This is a genomic window from Asticcacaulis sp. AND118, assembly GCF_020535245.1.
Lineage (GTDB): Bacteria > Pseudomonadota > Alphaproteobacteria > Caulobacterales > Caulobacteraceae > Asticcacaulis.
In genome coordinates, this window is the sequence record NZ_CP084910.1 from 450,266 (window position 1) to 470,000 (window position 19,735).

Here is a 19,735-nt window from a genome sequence, read left to right on the forward strand (position 1 = left end):
AGACGGACGTTCATCTTTCTGTGACAGAACGATAAAACGAAAGAACGCGGAAACGCAAAGCCAAAGCGCGCGATGTCGGCGGAGGCGCTTGGCCTGTGGTATTTAAACCTAGTTCAAAGTCCGTTTCGGCTGCGGCGCGTCCAGAGAGAACAGCGGCACCTGCACCGCCAGCCATTCGCCGTCATCCGCCACGCACATATAATGGCCGCCCATGGTCCCGGAATCGGTGTCGAGCGGGCAACTCGACGCATAGGAATAGCTGTCGCCGGGATCGATGCGCGGGGTTTCGCCGACCACGCCCTCGCCATCGACCGTATGCACGCGGCCGAGCGCGTCGGTGATGCGCCAGTGACGGGTCTTGAGCTGGATCGAGCGGTTCGAGGCGTTGTCGATGGTGATGTGGTAGGCCCACAGCCATTTGTGGGCGCGGACGGCGTCATCGCTGCGCGGTACGAACTGCACGCGGACGCTGACAGTCACGCCGTCGGTGGTGGCGGTATAGATCATGCGGTCACGATAGGGTGGTTTGGTCACGGTGTCAGTTTTTCTTTGCGCATTACGTATGAGCCGCTTAAATGCCTCCCCAATCCTGAGTGAAAGTTGCGATTCCTGATGACGGCCTCCGGTATCCTGCCGCTGCAATCCATCCGCGATCTGGTCGATCAGAGCGCCATCATGAGCGCTTCGAAGCTCGACGCCGATCAGATCCAGCCGGCCTCGATCGACCTGCGGCTGGGTGCGCGCGCCTGGCGGGTGCGGGCTTCGTATCTGCCGCGCGGCAAGCGGGTTATGGATCGACTGCCCGATGTGATGATGCACGAGATGGACCTGACGCGCGGCGCGGTCTTTGAATCAGGCTGCGTCTATATCGCGGAATTGCAGGAGTTCTTAAGCCTGCCCGCCGGGGTTTCGGCGCGCGCCAATCCCAAAAGCTCGACCGGGCGGGTCGATGTCTTCGTGCGCCTGCTGTCGGATTATGGCGATCTGTTCGACGATGTGCGCGAAGGCTATAAGGGCCCGATCTATGTCGAAATCGCGCCGCAGACCTTTTCCGTTCTGGCCCGTACCGGCACGCGGCTGAACCAGTTGCGCCTGAAGACCGGCGAGGTGCCCAAGCTCTACACCGCCGACTGCGGCGTGGACCTGATGACCGGCGATCTGGTCGGTTATCGCGCGCGCCGTCACGCAGGCATCATCGATCTCGACCACGTCGACGGGCACAATCCGCGCGACTTCTGGGAGCCGCTGTACCAGAACAAGGGGCAGTTGCTGCTCGATCCGGGCGAGTTCTACATCCTCGCCTCGCAAACCGACGTGGTCATCCCGGTCAACGAAGCCGCCGAAATGCTGCCCATCGACCCCAGCGTCGGTGAGTTCCGCGTCCACTATGCCGGCTTCTTCGATCCGGGCTTCGGCACGGAAGAGGCGGCGGGCGTCGGCTCGAAAGGCGTGCTGGAAGTGCGCTGCCACGAGACGCCGTTCCTGCTGGAGCACGGTCAGACCGTGGCGCGGCTGGTCTACGAGCCGCTGGTGGCCAAGCCGGAACAGCTCTATGGACAGGGCGGTTCGCATTACCAAAAACAAGGCCTGAAATTGTCCAAGCATTTCCGCCCTTGGTAAGATTACCATCTTTGGCCGCCTAATACGCAGTCTGCGCTTGCAGGTACTTTTGTACCTGCGGCGCTTGCCGGCTATTATTCGGCTCAAAGCTGACAATCTTACGGTTTGCGCACGCCGTGCTTATCGCTTTTTTGCGCCCGCGCAGGCCTGATGGTCTTTCAGAACATGGAGGATATCATGGGCTATATGATCGGCGATACGGTTCAGCTCAAATCCGGCGGCCCGGCCATGACCGTCAACAATGTCGATCTCGACAACTATGTCTATTGCGACTGGTTCGACGAACACGGCGACCGTCATTCGGACAAGTTCAAGGCCGATCTACTGATGGTCGCCACCCCGGAAGCCGCGCCGAACGACCCCACGCCGGTGGCGTCGCCGTCATTGTAAACAGGCTTACACCTCCCTGCACATCGTGCGGGGAGGGGGACCATTTGCGGAGTAAATGGTGGTGGGGTGTCTTGCGATATGTCCACCTGCTGAGTCTTTTAAACTTAAGTAAAAACCCCCACCACCGCATCTTGCTTCCTTCGCAAGCTGCGTGCGGTCCCCTTCCCCAGCAAGCTGGGGAGGTATGAAAAGAGGCTAAGCCGCCTGCTTCGATGGAATCGGCACCTCGACGCCTTCGTCGAAATGCAGCACCTCGGCGCGGGTTTCATCCAGCGTAAAGCGCGGAGTCAGCGGTGACTTGTTGCCGTTATAGCCGCCGACCATTTTCACCAGACGCGCAAACACCACCTTGAACGGTTCCAGCCATTTGGGCGAGGTCGCCAGGCCGGGCTTCAGCCCCAGCCAGCGGCGAAGACAGCCATTGGCGTAGATGACATTGGCGCGCCAGATGGCGGCAGGCGTCATGAACTCGATCGACAGCGACACGTTCACCGAGTCCTGATTGACGATGCGGTGCGGCGCGTTCTGCTTCCAGGTCAGCATCTGCCCCGGCACAAACTCGACTTTCATCGCCTCGTTATCCCACGCCGGATCGAAGCGCAGTTGTTCATCCGACTCGCGTAAGGCCACGCCTTCGAGGTCGTGATCAGAGACGTACGGGTCTTTCGGCGGATAGACATAGACGTGCTTGACGCCGCGGATCTGCCACAGGGTCACCAGCGGAATGTCGAGGTGATAGAAGACGTGGGCGTTGGGCGAGGAGATCAGCAGGCCCAGATCTTCTTTCAGCGTGCTCACACCCGTTTTGGCGCGGATTTCGGCGAACATGGCCTCGCACAGGGCGCCGATGTCGCCGTCCGAATGGTTGACCTTGCGCAGATTGAGCCATAACCGCCCGGCCTTCACCCCTTCCATCAGCGAGCGCCCGTCATGCGCGCCGCGACGGCCGAGGAACCACTGACCCCAGTTGGTCGGGTCGTAGCCCATGGTGAAGACTTCCAGCTTTTCACGCGGATAGCGGTCAATCAGGGCGATCAGCGCCTCATCGGTAAACAGCGGGCTGTTGTGCAGGTCGTGCGTGAAGGTCAGGTTTTCCCGGCCAAAGTCCGCCTTGTGCGCGTCGGTCCAGGTGAGAATGTCGATCATGTCTATCTCCCGGCGGGATTGGGGCGCAGCAGGGCGGTGCCGTAAAAGCCGATCTTGTGGAACCAGATGAGTTTGCCCGCGCCGCGCGCGGCCTTGTCGAGGAGGCGCGCGGCGGCTTTCGAACCAGCCGCATAAAGGGCCAGCCCCGCGCCGCCGAAGACGGCCGCCTGCACCAGCCCGTTGAGCATCCAGTAGGCGCAGGTCAGCGGCTTTTTCGGTGTGCCGGCCATGGCCGAGGTCGAGGGCCCCTGCCCGTAGGCGAAGGCGCGCGGCAGGGTGTAGTTCAGCGTGGCGCGGCTTTCAGGCACGTCTTCCCACACAAAGGCGTCCGCCGCCCATACCATGCGCGCGCCGTCCTGTTTCAGGGCGTAGAACAGCTTGTCGTCCTCGCCGCCGCAATTGTTGCGGTTGGTGTCGAAGGGCTCGTCGCCGCTCAACAATTCGCGGCGGATCAGCGAGTTGCCGCAGCCGTAATAGTCGGGGATCGGGCCGCTGTCTGTCGGGCCGAAGCGCGAGAAGAAGGCTTCGAAATAGGGCTGGAACTTTGCGTCCCCGCCTTTCAGTCGCGCCGTCACCGGCCCGAACACCACATCGGCGTCGTAGGTTTTTTGCGCGTTCAGCATCTTCGCCACCCAGCCCTGCGGAGCCTCTTCATCGTCATCGAGGAAGAGAATGAAGGGATCGGCAGCGGCCTTCACCGCCGTGTTGCGGGCATTGGCCACACCGGGGTTCGGCTCGTGCAGATAGGTCAGGGTCTGGCCCGCGCCGGGTGAGAGGCTTTCGACCTGCGCGCGGGCCGAGCCTTCCGGAGAATTGTCGCAGACGATGATATTCACCGCGGCATCGACGCCGGTTTGCGTGAAGACCGAGGTGAGGGCGGTCTTCAGCCCGTCCGGGCGACGGAAGGTCGGGATGATCAGGCTGACCGACATGCTATTGGCTCAGGCGTTTGCGGGCATTGGCGAAGGCATAGATCGTGCCGTTGACGCGGCTGCCGAGGTCCAGTTCAAGGCTGGCCAGATGGTCGAGGCGGCGGCCCAGTCGCTGCGTCAGATGCGAAACGCCCAGCGCCTTGCCGCTGCGCGCCATCAGGCGCGACAGGGTTTCCGAAGTGCGGCCTTCGCCGGAGGCGGCGTAGAGGCGGCCATGCCGCACGACCGAATGGGTGTTGCAGAAGGCGTTCTTGTAATGCTGCTGACCGGTCGACAGGTCGTAATAGGTGACGCCCAGTTCGCGCAGCGGCGTCTGACAGCCCTGCAGGAAAATCTGTCCCGGCGAATAGGCGCCGTAGGCCGCATCGAAGGCCGACACCCATGGATGGACGCGGTCGCCGAGGCGCGGCCCGAAGTGCCAGATGATCGGCTTGCCGCCGGCCGTCACCGTGGTCAGGTGCCCGTAAAGCTGCGTGTCGAGGTTCGCCGGTTTGACGAACAGGTTGCGCATCAGGGCCTGCACCCACGGCGCCGAGAGGAAGTCGTGGATGCCGGTCTGCGCCGTCTGGGCGCGCTTGATGGCCAGCATGGCCTCGAAGTTTTCCGGCGTGAAGTCGGGCACTTCGAAACGCACCTCGCCGTGTTCCTCTTCGAGACGGCGGCGCAGGCGGTTGATGTTCTTCAGGTGCTTCTTTTCGACATTGTTGACCGTTTCGCCGTGCGTCAGGTCGATGCCGTAGGCGTCTTCGGGTTCGCCCTCAAAGCCGTCAAACGCGCCATAGGGGTCGATCAGGCCGGTGACCTGAAAGGCGCGGATACCAGCCAGAGCCAGCGCCTCGCGCGCGGGGAAGGCCGTGTCGGGAAAGCTGATCAGGGCGGTATAGTCGTTGAACGGCGCGCCGACGGGGCGAGCGAAGGCACCGGGGCGGCGGTGGTGCGGCAGAATGGCCACGACCTTGCCGCCTTTTCGGTACACAGCCACCTTCACATCGTCGCGCACCTGCGCCACGGCGGCACAAAAGTCCCAGGACAGGACAGGCGAGCCGAAGGCGAAGGTCTGCTTCGCCATATCGCGCCAGGCGGCGATGTCGGTTTCGCTGAGGTCGCGCGGAGAGATCAGATCGCAGGTCGTCATGCCGGTTCCGGGTCGGGCCTGTTGGGCCCCATCTTTTAAGGGTCTTCCTAACAGCGAACTGTAAACGTTCGTTGTGTCGGGATGGTTACTTTTTTCTACCCGCTCAAATTACCAGAATTTTTGCAGGTGCGAAACGGATGCCTGCAAGCGACGCGCCAATGACAAGCGTCATAATCTTTTTGACAAGGGTGCTGGACATTATGCACTTAACATACCGCACAGTGCGTTGTGTTTTTCGGCGATTGTGAAAAAACGCCACTAACGCATTGACGTTAACGGATCGCGACGTTATTTTAACCACAACACCCCGGAGCGATTCACATGGCACACCCGCTGGAAAAGTTAGTGCAGGACCGAAAAGGCGCGTTAAGCGTTGCGCTAGACGATCTGCGCGCGCAGCAGCAAAAAATTGCCGTGCTTCAAGCTGAAATTGCCGCTTACGAAGAGGCTTTGAAGTATGTGGGGGTGAGCGAACCCATTAAAAAGCCCCGCGTTCGCCAATCAACAGCTAGCGCGCCGAAAGGGCATTGGGACGCTGTCTTTGGCAGGTTGTGCGCCAGCCACCTCAACGAAATTAGCTACGAGCACATTCTGAGCGCAGCCAAACAAGAGGGCGTCGAGGTCAAGGACGCCTCCGTGCGCGCCACGATGATGAAATACGTGGATGAAGGCATTTTTGAGCGCGTAAAAAACGGGGTGTTTCGGTTCACGAGCAAAGGCCGCTCGACTTATGGAATTACCCTACCTCCGCCCATAATCGCCAACGCCCATACCCATCAGGTAACTGGAACCGACGATCTGGAGGGTTTGCTTTCGTAGAAAGTTTAAGGCCCCGCGTTAGCGGGGCCTTAAGGGGTCGGAAGGCTGGTGCCTAGGAACGATTTGCAGCGTCTCCCCCAGGGGTTCGATTCCCCCCGACTCCACACCAATTTTGCCAGTAAGCCAAAGTCCTTGGCCGGTCAAAGCTTACTGGCGTCCACTCAAACCGCCCAAAGGGCAGAAGGAGTATCCCATGTGGCAAGCCCACAGAAGATAGAAATTAGAGCCATTTGATAGGCTCGCCTTACAGGCTGGTATGCGATAGCATATCGGCCTGTTCGTGCGTGGAGATTACGACAAATGACCGAAAAAGTCAAGGACTCCAAGGAATTTTCAGAGGCGGAAATAGCTGCCAGACGGGATGATGTCGTGCGCCGTATGATCGGAACAGCACCAAAGGATCACCCCAAAAATACAGCCAAGGGCAAGGTTGGCAGACCGATTGCATCTTAACGCTTGCCCTTTGTCCGCCATCGCGTTTTCCGGCGCTTAGACAAGCGCGTTGACGGCTTGTTGCCTTTCAGGTCTTTGATACATTAGGCGACGGCCAACAACACCCATTACGGCGCGGTTAGCGCGCTCCGTATCATCACAGCCCAAGGCTTCACGATTGGAATAACGGAAGTCAAACTCCGCAAGGTAACGGCGCAAATGATGCGATTTGCAATGCTGATAAATGCCGCGCATACCACGCTTGAAAATGCCGAAAAATCCTTCAATCTGGTTTGTCGTGATCGCCTTATCTTCTTTATTTACATACTCTTTTTGAGCATGATTGACGCTTTTGTGGCTTGAGAATTTCTTGCCGGGGGTCTTGTAATGATGGGCTTCATCCGTAACCAGATTGGCCTTCTCACTGACATTAGCGTTGAGAATTTCAGTCACGGATTTGACGGTAATTTCCTTCACAACAACGCTGCGGGTTTTGCCTGAGTTTCGATCAAGCAGCGTGACAATTTTGTTCATTGAACGGATTGCCATGCGGCTTTCCTTCGCGTCTGGATCGCGCCCAAAAAACGTTTCATCAGCTTCAACTACGCCACCGTCGCCACCCATAGGCGTTTCATCGTTCGCAAGCATGGCTTCACGGATACGGTGAGCCATGAACCAAGCCGTCCGATAGCTGCCAAAGCCAAGCATACGGTAAAGCTGATTAGCGCTCACGCCTTTCTTGCTCGAACACATGATTTGCGTAGCCAGAAGCCATTTATGCAAAGGGATATGGGAGCGTTCGTAAATCGTCCCCATCGTGGCGGTAAACGGTTTGCGGCACTCAGGCTCTTTACACTTATAAAGTCCGGGACGCGTCGTCTTGCCCTGCATAAGCGTTGAGTTGCCGACAACGCCACAATGGGGGCAAACGCGACCATCCGGCCAGCGCAGCGCTTCAAAATGAACGCGGGCGGCTTCTTCATCGTGGAAAATGGGGTCGGTGAGCGTTTGCATTGTTATCTCCAATGCAAACACACTACAAATTCAGCCATGGTATGTCAAATGCATAATGTCCAGGGTGCTTGACATGAAGACGTCGGTGAATGTAAAGGTAACTTGTCTTAAAGTGAAGGGAGCTTGATATGAAGGGGATGAAATCAGTGAGCGGGTGGATAATGAGCGCCTTCCTGCTGATGGCGGGGATATTGGGCGGCATTATCGGCTATGACAGCGCTTCGGGCGGGGAACTCCTGACCCAGCGCGACGGGCCGGTCTATCTGGTGGCCGGCTTGCTCCTGCTGTTCGCACTGGTGTCCAGTCTGTTCTGGTGGCGCGGCATGGACGAGGCGCAGAAGGAGGCCCACAAATGGGCCTGGTACTGGGGCGGTTCGGTCGGTCTGCTGGTCGTTCTGTTTGTCTTCGTCGCCTCGAAGATCGGGGGCGGGGATATTGTCTCGGATTATGCCCGAACCGTCGGTTACGAAGGGCAACTGTTCGAACTGGGCCTGCTGACGGCGCTCGCCCCACCGGTCACTGGCTATGCGATTGCCTGGGCCGTGTGGTGGCTGCGTCGTCGCTGAGGTTTTTCGAAGGAGGATGACATCATGTCCAGGATAAAGAAACTTTCGTTTGCCGGAACTCTGGTACGCGTCATGGGGTTCAGCTTCATCGGAGCGCTGGCGGCTTTCGCCATGGTCGCGGTCATAATGCTGGTCCGACCGGAAACCGAAAAGATGCAGGTCATGACCATAGCGGGGCTTGTCGCCAGTGTGCTGATCATGGGCGCGGCGATGATCTACAGTATCCGCTGGTGGCGGGGCGTCGATGAAGCCGTGCGTCAGGCCCATAGCTGGGCCTGGTACTGGGGCGGTTCGACGGGGCTGCTGTTCGTCGGCGTCTTCTACATCGTCTCCGTCTTCACCGATGGCGAGGTGTCGCGGCGTCTGGTCGAGATGCTGGGGGTCGCCGGCCGGGAGGTCGAACTGGGTGTCGGGATCGCTACGGTGCCGATGCTCATAGGTTACGGGATCGCCTGGGTCATCTGGTGGCTGAGGCACCGGTGAGATTATGAAAAACCGCCTCAAAGTCCTGCGCGCCGAGCACAATCTGTCGCAGGCCGATCTGGCCGGACGCCTCGATGTGTCGCGCCAGACCGTCAACGCCATCGAAACGGAGAAATACGATCCCTCCCTGCCGCTGGCCTTCAAGATCGCCGACGTCTTCGGCCTGAAGATCGAAGACATCTTTCAACCCTGAACTATAGTCTTTCCAACCTTTTGAGGGGGTATCCCATGTTCAAACTGAAACACACCCGCCGCGCCCTGATGGCCGGTCTCGTCTCCGCCGCCATGATCCTGCCGATGGGCGTGGCCGAGGCGAAGGAAAAGGCCCCGAAGATGTGGGTCATCAAGGATGCCGATTCGACCGTCTATCTCTACGGCTCCTTCCACCTGCTGAAGGCCGACACGAAATGGAAGACGCCCGGTCTCGACAAGGTCTTCAACAGCGCCGATACCCTTTATCTTGAGGTCGCCAATCTCGACGATCAGGCGGCGGCCGCGGCTCTGGTGCAGAAGTACGGCATCGACCCCACCGGCGGCTTGCTGAAGCCCTATACGCCGCAAGAGCAGCAACTCATCCGCGACACTTACAGCAAGTACGGCCTCAATATCGATCAATTGGTCATGCTCAAGCCGTGGCTGGCCAGCCTGATGCTGGTCATGGCCCAGATGCAGAAGGAAGGCTTCGACCCGAATGCCGGTGTGGATAAGACCCTGTTGAATGCCGCCCGCGCCAAGAACCTCCCGGTCAAGGGGCTGGACACGATGGAGGACCAGATGAAGGTGCTGGCCAGCGGCCTGTTCGGCGAAGAGTCGAAGGCGCTGCTCGACATCGTGAAAGAGGACGCCAACGTCAAGGAAACGTTCGGTAAGATGTTGACGGCGTGGTCTACGGGTGATCTCAAGGCGCTGGAAAGCCTGATGATCGATGAGATGAAGGTCAAGACACCGCAAATGTACGAGGCGGTGATGGTCAACCGCAACCGCAACTGGGTGCAGCCGATCAAGGACGTGCTGGCCGGTTCGGGCACGCAGATGATCGTCGTCGGCGCCGGGCACCTGGCCGGTCCGGACAGCGTGCAGGCCCTGCTCAAGAAGGAAGGCGTCAAGGTCGAACTGTACGACTATTCGTCAGCGAAATAATGGATCGGCAGAAATAAAACCCCTGTGTTGCGGCGCGGGGTTTTTCGAGCGCATTGGCTTCGCCGAACTCCGTTTCCAAAAAGTGTGCAACGGTTTTTTTGGAATCAAAGGCGCGATAAAACAAACGCTTAGATCGCCTCCAGATCCAGCCGGATCGGGAGGCGATCTATTGACATTGAGGCCGTTTTTATACACAAGGCGCGCCTAAGCCCCTTAAAGCTTAGAATTACCGATCCCCTTGGTCATTTGCGACTTTGGGGATGCTTTCTTTTTAAGGGATTCACGCAGATGAACACCACGCCTGAGACCGCCACCGAAGACCACCTGTTCGGCGTTTACAATCGCGCCGCCATGGAAGTCGAACGAGGCGAGGGCGTGCGACTGTACGCTCGTGACGGGCGCGTCTTCGTTGACATGGTGCAGGGCGTGGCTACCAACGGCCTCGGCCACTGTCATCCGAAATTGATCGACGCCGTGAAGACGCAGGCCGAAAAGCTGTGGCACGTGTCGAACATCTTCCGCATCCCCGACCAGCAGACCCTGGCGGCGAAGCTGTGCGAAGACTCGTTCGCCGATCAGGTCTTCTTCACCAATTCGGGCACCGAAGCGGTCGAATGCGCGCTTAAACTGGCGCGTAAGTATCATGACGCCAAGGGTCAGCCTGAGCGCATTGATATTATCACCTTTACCGGTGCCTTTCACGGACGTTCGTATGGGGCGGTCAATGCCGGCGGCAACGACGCCTATCTGGCTGGGTTCGGGCCCAAACTGCCGGGCTATGTGCATCTGTCGTTCGGTGACCACGAGGCGTTGAAAGCCGCAGCGGCAGCCCCTACGGCGGCCGCCATTCTGGTTGAGCCGGTGCAGGGCGAGGGCGGCACCCGTCAGGTGCCGGAACAGTGTCTGCGCGGGCTGCGCGATCTGTGCGACCAGTACGGCCTTCTGTTGATGTTCGACGAAATCCAGTGCGGCATGGGGCGTTCGGGCAAGCTGTGGGCGCATCAGTGGTCGGGTGTTGAGCCGGACGTCATGATGACGGCCAAGGCGCTGGGCGGCGGCTTCCCCATCGGGGCCTGTCTGGCGACGAAAGAGGCGGCCTCCGGCATGGTCTTCGGCAGCCACGGTTCGACCTTTGGCGGCAATCCGCTGGCCATGGCGGTTGGCCTCGTCGCCTATGGCGAGCTGTCGAGCCCGGAGATGCTCGACCACGTCAATCAGGTGTCGGGTTTCCTGCGTCAGCAGCTTCAGGGCCTGAAAGCCGCCTATCCGGATATTATCGACGAAATTCGCGGCAAGGGCCTGCTGGTCGGCATCAGGCTTAAGGTGGCCAACCGCGAGGTGATGGGTCTGGCGCGCGAAAACGGTCTGCTGATCGCCGGCGGTTCGGACAATTGCGTGCGTCTGCTGCCGCCGCTCAACCTGACCATCGAGGAGGCCCGCGAAGCGCTGGGCCTGCTGGAAAAGACCTGTCAGGCGGCGCGCGAGACGCTGGTCGTCAAGGAGACGGTGTAATGGTAAAGCATTTTCTCGACATCTCCGATCTGAGCGCTGCCGAACTGCGCGCCATACTCGATGACGCCCATGCGCGTAAAAAGGCCCGTCAGGGCTGGCCCAAAGGGCGCGTTGATGGCGACGCCGCGGCGAAAGACCGCGTGCTGGCCATGATCTTCGAAAAGAACTCGACGCGCACGCGCTTCTCGTTCGACGCGGCGATCCGTCAACTGGGCGGCGACGCCATTATTTCGACGGCGACCGACATGCAGCTTGGTCGCGGGGAGACCATCGAAGACACGGCCAAGGTGCTGTCGCGCATGGTGGACGCCATCATGATCCGTGCCAACCGCCACGAGGACGTGGAGCGTCTGGCGCGCGCTTCGACCATTCCGGTGATCAACGGCCTGACCAACAAGAGCCATCCGTGCCAGATCCTCGCCGATCTTCAGACGATCGAAGAGCATCGCGGCGACATCAAGGGCAAGACCCTGGCTTGGGTCGGCGACGGCAACAATGTCTGCGCCTCGTTTATTCACGCGGCGGCGCGCTTCGACTTCACGCTGAACATCGCCTGCCCCCCGAAATACAAGCCGGCGAACGAGGATATGATCTTCGCGGCGGAATCGCGCGCCCGTGTCACCGTTACGCACGATCCGGAAGCCGCCGTGCGTGGTGCGGACGTGGTGATGGCCGATACCTGGGTGTCGATGGGCGACCTCGATCACGAGGAACGTCTGGAGGCCTTCGAGCCGTATCAGGTCAATGAGGCCCTGATGAAGCTGGCCAAGCCCGACGCGCTGTTCCTGCACTGCCTGCCCGCCCACCGCGGCGAGGAGGTGTCGGACGGCGTTATCGACGGCCCGCAGTCGGTGGTCTGGGACGAGGCGGAAAACCGTATTCATGCGCAGAAGGCCGTGCTGGCCTGGTGTTTCTCGTAACTTTATTCCTCCCTGGCTATGCCGGGGAGGGGGACCATCAAGCGTAGCGTAGATGGTGGTAGGGTATCTTGCGATATCTCCACCGGCTAAGCGTTGAACTTAAGTAAGAACCCCCACCACCGCATCTAGCTTGCTTCGCAAGCGTCGTGCGGTCCCCCTCCCCAACAAGTTGGGGAGGTATGAAATGAAAAACCCTCCGGTTTGGGCCGGAGGGTTTTTCTTTGCCTTACTGAGCCGCGCCTGCGGGCTTGTCCGCCGGCTTGACCTGAATCCGCAGCAGCTTTTCCTTGATCAGCCACTTCTTCGCCATGGCCTGAATGTCAGCCGGCGTCACCGCCTCGACCTCGGCCTTGCGCGAGCGGATGGCCGGCAGGTCGCGCGGATCGGCCTGAATGCCCGGCAGGACGCCCATCCAGTAACCGTTGGTCTTGATCTGCACGTCGTAGCGATCCAGCACCGGCTTGCGCGCGCGCAGCAGTTCGTCGGCCTCGATCGGCTTGGCTTTCAGGTCTTCGGCGATGGTCAGCAGCGAGTCGTAGAAGGTCTGATCGACTTCCGGCTTCACGGTGGCCTGCGCCGCCAGATAGCCGAAGCCCTTGAAGGTGTTCGACATGACGCTGCCCGCCGAAGAGCCGTAGGAGGCCCCCTGCTTCTCACGGATTTCGTCGGTCAGGCGCAAGGTCAGCACCTCGGCCAGCATTTCCGTGGCGCGGGCCTGTTTCGTATCGACGAAGAAGTCCGTGGTCGGCCAGGCGACATAGCTGAGGTTCTGATCGGCGCGGCCGTTGTGGGTCAGGACCTGATGCAGGTTGGCCGTCGGGAAGCTGACCGTATCGGCGCCCGTAACCGGCGCGACGGTTTCGGCGCGCTTGGGCAAGGTGGCGAAGGTGGTGGCCAGCACCTTTTTGGCGTCCTCGACCGTGATGTCGCCGACGATGGTGATTTCGATCGGCGCAGTGGAGAGGATGCCGGTGACCAGCGCCTTGGCGTCTGCGTTGGTGACCGACAGGGCGGCGTCCTTTTCCGGCAGGCCGAAGCGGAGGTCGCCGTTGCGGATCAGGCGCGGGGCCTTGGTGGAGAAGACGCTGTTGGGCGTGGCCGACAACGACTGATAATAGTTCGGCAGGAACGATTTCAGGCGGTCGAGCGCTTCGGGGCGATAGGCCGTATCGGTAACGAAGGCCATGAAGACCTGCATCTGAAGCGCGAAGTCGGTCGGCGTCGTGCCGCCCGACAGGGTCGCGGCGTCTTCGCCGATACCGAAGTTGAGGCCGAAGATGCGCCCGGCCAGCGTGTCCTTGATTTCGTCGGCGTCGAGCTTGCCCAGACCACCGTCGTACAGGCCGACCCAGTTGGCCGCCTGCAGCGGCAGGGCCTTGTCCTGACCGATGGTGGTCAGGCCGCCGCCGAAGCGGACATTGACCAGCACTTCGTTGTCCTTGAACGTCGTCGGCTTGATATTGACCTTGACGCCGTTAGCGTAGGCCAACTCGGTGACGCCGAGGTCGGACACGACGGTTTCCCTGGTGATCGCCGCCGGAGCCTTGCCGAAGGTCTCATAGGGCCAGGCCTTCTTGACGATAGCGGCGGGTTTTTCGACGGTTTTGGCCTTCAGGGCTTCGTAGCTTGCCAACATGGCCGGCTTGTCGAAGCCGCCCAGATCGTCGGCCATATGGGCCAGCAGCGGGCCATCGCCGGAGAAGAGGGTTTTGGCGCGCGCGCTCACCGCCGCCGCGGTCAGGCGCGGCTTGATTTTGTTGAGGAAGGCCAGGTTCTGGCTGGGGGCGGTCATGACCTCCCTGTCGCCCAGCGTGCCGACCAGCGCATCGACGATGGCGCCGGTATTGCGCGTCTTCTCGCCCTTGGCCTGCGCTTCGAGGCTGGCGGTCATGTCGGCCAGTTCGCGCGCCACTTCATCCTCGGTCGCACCATAGGTTTCGTACTGACGCACGGTGGTGAAGGCCTGCTCGAAGGCTTCCTTGTCCTTGCCGGGCTTGGGTGTGATGCTGAGGGTCAGGGTCTCGGCGGTTTTGGACACCGTGCTGTTGCCTGCACCGGCGGCGGCGAAGGCGGTTTCCGTCGCCTTGGCCTGACGTTCCAGGCGTTGGTTGAGGATCGACAGGGTCAGGTCGTCGAGCATGTCGTCGAAGTCCGTCGCTTCGGTTTCCCACGACTCGTCAACGGGTTTGAACCAGGTGGCTTGCAGCGAATTGCGCAGTCCCGCCTCGACATAGGTATAGGCCGTGGCCTTCTGCGGCGTGTAGGTACCGAAGCTGAGCTTGTCCAGCGGGCGCTTCGAACGCGGCGTGAGGTCGGCGAATTTCGCCTTGATCTTGGCTTCGATGGCGTCGGCATCGATGTCGCCGGCCACGACGACGGTGGTCAGTTCCGGACGGTAGAAGTCGTTATAATAGTCGATGAAGGCCTGAGCCGGGGCCTTGGCGATGATGTCGGTCGAGCCGATGGGCAGGCGGTGGCCGTAGAGCTGACCGGGGAAAGCGGCCTTGGCCCAGTCGACATAGGCGCGGTAGGACGGCGAATTGCGCGCGCGCTCCTCGCCCAGCACCACGCCGCGTTCGCGGTCGATGGCCTTGGCGTCCAGCGTCAGATTGCCCGCCGTTTCACGGAACAGGAACAGGCCGGTATCGATGATCTCCTCATCGTTCTTCGGCAGGTCCAGCATGTAGACCGTCTCGTCGAACGAGGTGTAGGCGTTGGTGTCCGGGCCGAACTTCAGCCCGTGACGCTCAAGGATCTTGACCATGTCGCCTTCGGGCACGTTCTTCGAGCCGTTGAAGGCCATGTGCTCAAGGAAGTGGGCGAGGCCGAGCTGCTGCTCGGATTCCATCAGAGAACCGGTGGCGAAGCGCATACGCAGGCTGACCACGCCCGGCGGCGTCTTGTTGGGATAAATGATGTAGGTCAGGCCGTTGGGCAGGCGGCCGTAACGGGCCTGAGGGTCGGGTTTGATGTCCGAATGGGTTTGCGCGAACTCGATCGCGCCGGGCAATACGGCGGGAGCGGTTTGGGCATAGGTCGCGGGCGTCAGGGCCGTCGAGGACAGCAGCGTGGTGGACAGGGCCGCAACCGCCATCGCGGTCATGAGCTTGGTGCGCGTCGACATGAAAAGGTCGCCCTCATAGTGAATAGAGGGCGACCTTTTCAAAGTTTGATGGCCGAATAAAGTTACGAAACTTTAATGTCCCGTAGCCATTACCGCTTGGTGCTGCCCGACACGTAGTAGGTCGCCGTGTTGCCGATGGCGCGGCTGGTGGCGACGACCGCACGGCCGGAGCCCGTGATATTGGTCGTGGTCGAGGCCGACACGTCGCCATTATTGACCTGGCTGTTGCGCACGGTCATGTCGGCTTCGCATTCGGCGCAGGCATAGGCGTAGGCCGAGTTGCCGGTCGCTTCGGCGGTGACGTAGGCGTCATAGCCGTCATGACCTTCGAAGCTGGCTTGGGTATCGATGGTGCCGTTATTGAACTGCTCCGTATCGATATTGACGTACTTGTCGCCATTACCGGCGGTCAGGTCATTGCCGACGCCGGTGGCGGTCGAGTGCATCTCTCCGTACTCATAGCCCGACAGGACGCTCATCGACTGCACCTGACCATTGCTGACCTGAGTGGTGTCGGTGACCAGCGATCCGCCCGTATTATAGAGCGAGACCGTGTTGGCGGCGGCATCCGACTGCGTGGCCATGTGCCAGGCATTGCCGGCATTGGCCGAGACGTAGGATTCCGTGCGCCCGGTCGACCCTTGGGTGACCGTGTGTTCCTGCGAGCCGCGATCGGTCGAGTTCGAGCCGTAATAGTTGTTCATCGCCGTGGCGGTGTACAGGTTCGGCGACGGCGAATAGTGCAGCACCACGCCCGTGCGGGCACGGGCTTCGGCCCCCGACTGCTGGTTGGCGGTCGATTCCAGACGCCCGTTGGTCACCTCATACGACTGATGATTGGTGACCGCGGTGGTGTTGATCTCGCCCGACCCGTAGATCGAGTTGTTGGGCGAATTGACCTGCGTATCGGCATGGACGTTGACGTTGGACACGGCCTGATTGGTGTTGGACACCAGCTTGCCGTCGGTCGTCGTGCCCGCGCCGTAATTGCCGACGGCCTGCGTCGTCATGTACAGCGGCGTGCCCAGCGACTTGCGATAGTCTTCGGGCGCGGCGGTGCCGTTGACGGTCGCCGTGGCCGTGACATTGCCCTGCAGCACCTGACGCGAGGTCAGATTGGCGTCCACCTGCTCGTTGCCGGCGATCATCGCATTGCCGTGGCTCGACGTATCGACCTGCAGCAGGTCGTAATTCTCCACCACGTTCAGGATCTGGCCGGAGAAGATGTCGCCGGTCTGAACCTGATCGTTGGTGATGTCGAGACCACCAACCGTTTGGCTAGTAGCGGCCGTTGCCAGAGCTGCGGTTGCGAGTATTGTGCCAACGGCTAGGATCTTCGCGCGTACCCGCATTATTGGTCTCCAGATTGTCGTAAGCCGGGGTATAGCCGCCGGTCTTGCCCAGCGTGGCGTCGTTGAGGAAGTCGTCCTTGGCGTTCAGGCAGATTTCGGGGCCCTGCGCGCCGTAGAGGTTGGCCATGAACTCCAGCGTCGCACGCTCGATCAGGGCGCGCACCGCCAGTTGCATGGGCTCAAGCCCGCCTTCACCGGCCGAGATGTCGAAGATGTTGCCGTTGAAGAAGTCGAACACGCCGGCCTTGATCTCGCGGCCGATGATCTGCTTCTGATAAGAGATGACATCCACCACTTCCAGCGTGCGGGTGTCGACCAGACGCAGGTCCAGCGCGACGTTCATCACGTAGAGGCGGCCGTTGACGATGCCCTTGGCGTCGCGCGCATCGGCGTCGCCGACATAGGCGTCGATGCCCGACGAGCGGATATTGTAGTTCAGCTCGGTGATGCCGCCGACGATGTGGAAGTCGGAGCCCGCGATCTGACCGGCCATGATGCGGCGGTATTCACCGGCTTCGGTCGGATTGGCGACCTCATTGTCGGTGATCAGCTTGTTGTTGGTGTACTTCAGTTCCAGTTCGGACACCGAGGTGTCGAAACGTTCGACCTGACGTGCGCCCGACTTGGCCAGAGCGGTCATCGCCATCAGCGACGCGCCCTGCGTGATCTTGCGGCCACCTTCGTATTCCACCTTGCCGGTGTAGTCCGAGATGCGGCCCACCGCCATGCGCGGCGAGGCCAGGCCATGCTTGCGGGCGTAGGAGCCGAGGCAGACCAGAGCGTCGGAATAGGCGGTCGGATTGGCCGTGACCGGCGCATTGCCGATCGGCTTGGCATAGACGCCCGACGGACCGGCGACCGGCGACACACAGGCCGACAGGGTCATGGCACCTGCGGCCAGCGCGATCAGGCTGAGGCCCTTCGAGCGCACCCCGAAAAGTGCCTTGCGGTTTTCGGAACCGGGTGCGCGATCACCAGGACGGACCGTGCGAGACGATTTCTTCGTATCAGAAGCCATTGAGATTTCCTGTAATATCCGTGCCGGTCTCGCCGGTGGCCGTTGTCTTGCCGTTGGTGGCGGTGACGTTACCGTTGTTGATCTGGGTCGAGTTGACGATGACGGTGTTGTAGTTGCCGTTGACGACGACCGAGAGATTGTTGCCGATGGCGGTGGCGCCACCCACAGCGCCCGCGCCGGAATAGCTGTCGCCCGCGCCGTAGGTCAGGCCCTTGGAATAGACGCTCTGGTCGGAGCCGGTGACGATAACGCCGTCGAGCAGCACGCGGTTGCCGTTGGCATCGCGCGTTGACACGTCGATGGCGCGTTCTTCCTGACCGCGGCTGCGGCCGTAGCCGGTCTCGAAACCGGTCGAGGTCGTGCTCATCGTCTGCGCCAGGGCGGGTGCCCCGGTGAGGACGAGGACGCCCGCGGTAGCGGCGGCTATTTTATAATACGCCATGTTGGACTCCTGTCAGGCTTGCGCCCTTCACTTGAGAGGCGAAAAGCAAATCGGATGCCAATGTGACCGTGAACCTTAAAAATTGAGTATATTTCGCGCCAAAAAACGCTAAATGGTTTTCAAAATCAGGATTTAAGGGCTGTGCGAAAGCCTTGTGGCCCTTATATTGGCCGGTAATTCGTCACGCTTGGCGGCTTGCCGCATAAGGGCTGTTCATGAACGACACCGAAAAAGAGCCTCTTTTCACCGCACCGTGGCCCGCCGTGGTCCTGAGTGGGCTCATTTTGGCACTCTTCGCCCTGCAATCTCAATTCGACACACGCGACGACCTGATTTACGCCTTCGCCTTGAATCCGGCCCTGCTGTCGGTGGACACGCTCGACACGCTGGTCACCACCCTGTTCCTGCACGGGAGCTGGATGCACGCAGGCCTTAACGCCGTGTTCGGCCTGGCCTTCGCCAGCGGCGTGGCGCGGGTCTTCGGCACGCGCGCCGGCGGTGCCGCACTCTTCTTTATATATTATCTGCTGTGCGGCGTGCTGGCCGGGGCTGTCTATTGCGCTCTGTTCCCGGACCGCAATGTGTTGCTGATCGGCGCGTCAGGCGCCATCTCCGGCCTGATGGGCGCGGCCGTCCGCATCGGTCCGGGCTATATCCTGCCCTTCACCGATCGCCGCGTGGTCGGTATGAGCCTCGCCTGGACGGTGATCAACGTCCTGTCCGCTTTCGTCAGCATCCTGCCGTCCGCCGGCACGATCGCCTGGGAAGTCCACCTGATCGGTTATGCCATCGGTCTTCTGAGCATAGGCGTCTGGATGCGGCTGTTCCGGCCCAAATTCTTTGCGGTCTAAATTTCCACAAGGGACGACCTCACACAAAATTGACATCACGGTCAAATTTTAGCCTTGCCCTCTTAGCGTCTTCGCATAACTCTGCTCTCTTCGCCTGCGCAATGGGAGGCCGGGCGCACAAAGAGGGAGAGAGGCTATGCTGGTCAATCAGCTTTTGAATGCCAAAGGGCATCAGGTCTTCACAGTGTCGCCCGAAGATACGGTGTCGGCGGTGTCCGCCCTGCTGCATACGCGCAAGGTCGGGGCTTTTGTAGTGTCCGACCGACTGGGGCGCGTGGCGGGCATCGTGTCAGAGCGCGACATCATAGGTGCGCTGGCGCAAAAGGGGGCTCCGGCTCTCGATATGCAGGTTCGGGAAATCATGACGGCCGATGTCATCGTGGCGCGTCTGGGCGAGACGGTGGACTCTCTGCTGGAGCGCATGACCGATCGTCGTATCCGTCACCTGCCGGTCATGGAAGGACCGAAGCTGACCGGCATCATCTCTATAGGGGATCTGGTTAAGGCCAAGATCGCGCAAGCCGAACACGAAGCCCAGACGCTCAAGGCCTATATAGCCGCCGGGTAGGCTAAAAATCGGGTGATTTTCACGTAACGGGGATAGATTTGACTTTTATGATTTTAGGGCTTGCGTCCCGCCGGACGGTTTGGCTATAAGCCGCCCTCTCGACGGGACGCGCCGCCGACGAAACAAGTTGGTTGAAAAACAGACTTGCTAATTCGTCTAAGCAGCGATATGTTCCGCGACCTTCCGATTCTCCAAGGCCTGCACGGCCATCTCACAAAGATGGCATGGGTGGTTTTGTTGTCTTTAAAATGACCGCAAGCGCGGTTGTGGA

21 protein-coding genes are annotated in these 19,735 nt (G+C 60.5%); 12 read left to right on the forward strand and 9 right to left on the reverse strand.

The annotated features are described in order from the left end of the window. Nucleotides 1-108: 108 nt before the first annotated feature. A complete protein-coding gene (apaG, locus tag LH365_RS02130) occupies nucleotides 109-534 on the reverse strand; it encodes a Co2+/Mg2+ efflux protein ApaG (RefSeq protein ID WP_226744575.1) in 426 nt (141 codons plus the stop codon). A 78-nt stretch (nucleotides 535-612) separates the two neighbouring features. Between apaG and LH365_RS02135 the strand changes: the two genes are divergently transcribed. Together LH365_RS02135 and LH365_RS02140 are read left to right on the forward strand one after the other, a co-directional pair. After that, nucleotides 613-1,620 carry a 2'-deoxycytidine 5'-triphosphate deaminase gene (locus tag LH365_RS02135; protein WP_226744576.1) on the forward strand — a complete coding sequence of 336 codons (1,008 nt, stop codon included), beginning with the start codon at nucleotides 613-615 and terminating at the stop codon, nucleotides 1,618-1,620. A 177-nt stretch (nucleotides 1,621-1,797) separates the two neighbouring features. Further along, on the forward strand, nucleotides 1,798-2,010 hold the full coding sequence (locus tag LH365_RS02140; protein WP_226744577.1) for a YodC family protein: 213 nt from the start codon (nucleotides 1,798-1,800) through the stop codon (nucleotides 2,008-2,010). 195 nt (nucleotides 2,011-2,205) lie between these two features. Here LH365_RS02140 and LH365_RS02145 read toward each other — a convergent pair whose 3' ends face one another. From LH365_RS02145 to LH365_RS02155, 3 genes are read right to left on the reverse strand one after another with little or no spacing between them, the layout of a single operon-like run. Next, the gene (locus LH365_RS02145; RefSeq protein WP_226744578.1) at nucleotides 2,206-3,156 is read right to left on the reverse strand and encodes a hypothetical protein; all 951 of its coding nucleotides are present in this window, start codon (nucleotides 3,154-3,156) and stop codon (nucleotides 2,206-2,208) included. 2 nt (nucleotides 3,157-3,158) lie between these two features. Then, complete coding sequence (locus LH365_RS02150) at nucleotides 3,159-4,088, reverse strand: glycosyltransferase (protein ID WP_226744579.1); 930 nt, start codon at nucleotides 4,086-4,088, stop codon at nucleotides 3,159-3,161. Nucleotide 4,089: 1 nt separating this feature from the next. Beyond that, the gene (locus LH365_RS02155) at nucleotides 4,090-5,223 is read right to left on the reverse strand and encodes a GNAT family N-acetyltransferase (RefSeq protein WP_226744580.1); all 1,134 of its coding nucleotides are present in this window, start codon (nucleotides 5,221-5,223) and stop codon (nucleotides 4,090-4,092) included. Between the two features lie 321 nt (nucleotides 5,224-5,544). Between LH365_RS02155 and LH365_RS02160 the strand changes: the two genes are divergently transcribed. Further along, nucleotides 5,545-6,042 carry a hypothetical protein gene (locus LH365_RS02160; RefSeq protein WP_226744581.1) on the forward strand — a complete coding sequence of 166 codons (498 nt, stop codon included), beginning with the start codon at nucleotides 5,545-5,547 and terminating at the stop codon, nucleotides 6,040-6,042. Between the two features lie 300 nt (nucleotides 6,043-6,342). After that, nucleotides 6,343-6,495: a hypothetical protein gene (locus LH365_RS02165; protein ID WP_226744582.1), complete on the forward strand. Its 153-nt coding sequence runs from the start codon at nucleotides 6,343-6,345 to the stop codon at nucleotides 6,493-6,495. A gap of 36 nt (nucleotides 6,496-6,531) precedes the next feature. On the opposite strand, the gene LH365_RS02170 is transcribed toward LH365_RS02165, so the two are convergent. Then, nucleotides 6,532-7,488, reverse strand: coding sequence for an IS1595 family transposase (locus LH365_RS02170; protein WP_226744583.1), 957 nt, complete (start codon nucleotides 7,486-7,488; stop codon nucleotides 6,532-6,534). Nucleotides 7,489-7,649: 161 nt separating this feature from the next. Between LH365_RS02170 and LH365_RS02175 the strand changes: the two genes are divergently transcribed. The 6 genes from LH365_RS02175 (at nucleotide 7,650) to argF (ending at nucleotide 12,109) form a co-directional block, all read left to right on the forward strand. Further along, nucleotides 7,650-8,054, forward strand: a complete 405-nt coding sequence (locus LH365_RS02175; RefSeq protein WP_226744584.1) for a hypothetical protein — start codon at nucleotides 7,650-7,652, stop codon at nucleotides 8,052-8,054. Between the two features lie 24 nt (nucleotides 8,055-8,078). Then, the gene (locus tag LH365_RS02180; protein ID WP_226744585.1) at nucleotides 8,079-8,537 is read left to right on the forward strand and encodes a TMEM199/VMA12 family vacuolar ATPase assembly factor; all 459 of its coding nucleotides are present in this window, start codon (nucleotides 8,079-8,081) and stop codon (nucleotides 8,535-8,537) included. Between the two features lie 4 nt (nucleotides 8,538-8,541). Further along, on the forward strand, nucleotides 8,542-8,730 hold the full coding sequence (locus LH365_RS02185) for a helix-turn-helix transcriptional regulator (protein ID WP_107875121.1): 189 nt from the start codon (nucleotides 8,542-8,544) through the stop codon (nucleotides 8,728-8,730). Between the two features lie 35 nt (nucleotides 8,731-8,765). Continuing rightward, entirely contained in the window at nucleotides 8,766-9,677 is a 912-nt protein-coding gene (locus LH365_RS02190; protein WP_226744586.1) for a TraB/GumN family protein, read from the forward strand. Nucleotides 9,678-9,965: 288 nt separating this feature from the next. After that, complete coding sequence (locus tag LH365_RS02195) at nucleotides 9,966-11,189, forward strand: aspartate aminotransferase family protein (protein WP_226744587.1); 1,224 nt, start codon at nucleotides 9,966-9,968, stop codon at nucleotides 11,187-11,189. Beyond that, the gene (gene argF, locus LH365_RS02200; RefSeq protein ID WP_226744588.1) at nucleotides 11,189-12,109 is read left to right on the forward strand and encodes an ornithine carbamoyltransferase; all 921 of its coding nucleotides are present in this window, start codon (nucleotides 11,189-11,191) and stop codon (nucleotides 12,107-12,109) included. The genes LH365_RS02195 and argF overlap by 1 nt, the downstream gene beginning before the upstream one ends. Before the next feature lie 226 nt (nucleotides 12,110-12,335). Here the strand turns inward: argF and LH365_RS02205 are convergent, their stop codons facing one another. From LH365_RS02205 to hfaA, 4 genes are all read right to left on the reverse strand, one after another. Next, on the reverse strand, nucleotides 12,336-15,233 hold the full coding sequence (locus tag LH365_RS02205) for a pitrilysin family protein (protein ID WP_226744589.1): 2,898 nt from the start codon (nucleotides 15,231-15,233) through the stop codon (nucleotides 12,336-12,338). An 89-nt stretch (nucleotides 15,234-15,322) separates the two neighbouring features. Continuing rightward, on the reverse strand, nucleotides 15,323-16,585 hold the full coding sequence (hfaD, locus tag LH365_RS02210) for a holdfast anchor protein HfaD (protein ID WP_226744590.1): 1,263 nt from the start codon (nucleotides 16,583-16,585) through the stop codon (nucleotides 15,323-15,325). Further along, nucleotides 16,512-17,603, reverse strand: a complete 1,092-nt coding sequence (gene hfaB, locus LH365_RS02215; protein ID WP_304502295.1) for a holdfast anchoring protein HfaB — start codon at nucleotides 17,601-17,603, stop codon at nucleotides 16,512-16,514. The genes hfaD and hfaB overlap by 74 nt, the downstream gene beginning before the upstream one ends. Further along, nucleotides 17,593-18,045, reverse strand: a complete 453-nt coding sequence (hfaA, locus tag LH365_RS02220; RefSeq protein ID WP_107875097.1) for a holdfast anchoring protein HfaA — start codon at nucleotides 18,043-18,045, stop codon at nucleotides 17,593-17,595. The genes hfaB and hfaA overlap by 11 nt, the downstream gene beginning before the upstream one ends. Nucleotides 18,046-18,260: 215 nt before the next feature. Between hfaA and LH365_RS02225 the strand changes: the two genes are divergently transcribed. Together LH365_RS02225 and LH365_RS02230 are read left to right on the forward strand one after the other, a co-directional pair. Beyond that, on the forward strand, nucleotides 18,261-18,896 hold the full coding sequence (locus LH365_RS02225; RefSeq protein ID WP_226744591.1) for a rhomboid family intramembrane serine protease: 636 nt from the start codon (nucleotides 18,261-18,263) through the stop codon (nucleotides 18,894-18,896). Nucleotides 18,897-19,032: 136 nt separating this feature from the next. Then, on the forward strand, nucleotides 19,033-19,464 hold the full coding sequence (locus LH365_RS02230) for a CBS domain-containing protein (protein ID WP_226744592.1): 432 nt from the start codon (nucleotides 19,033-19,035) through the stop codon (nucleotides 19,462-19,464). Nucleotides 19,465-19,735 lie beyond the last annotated feature (271 nt).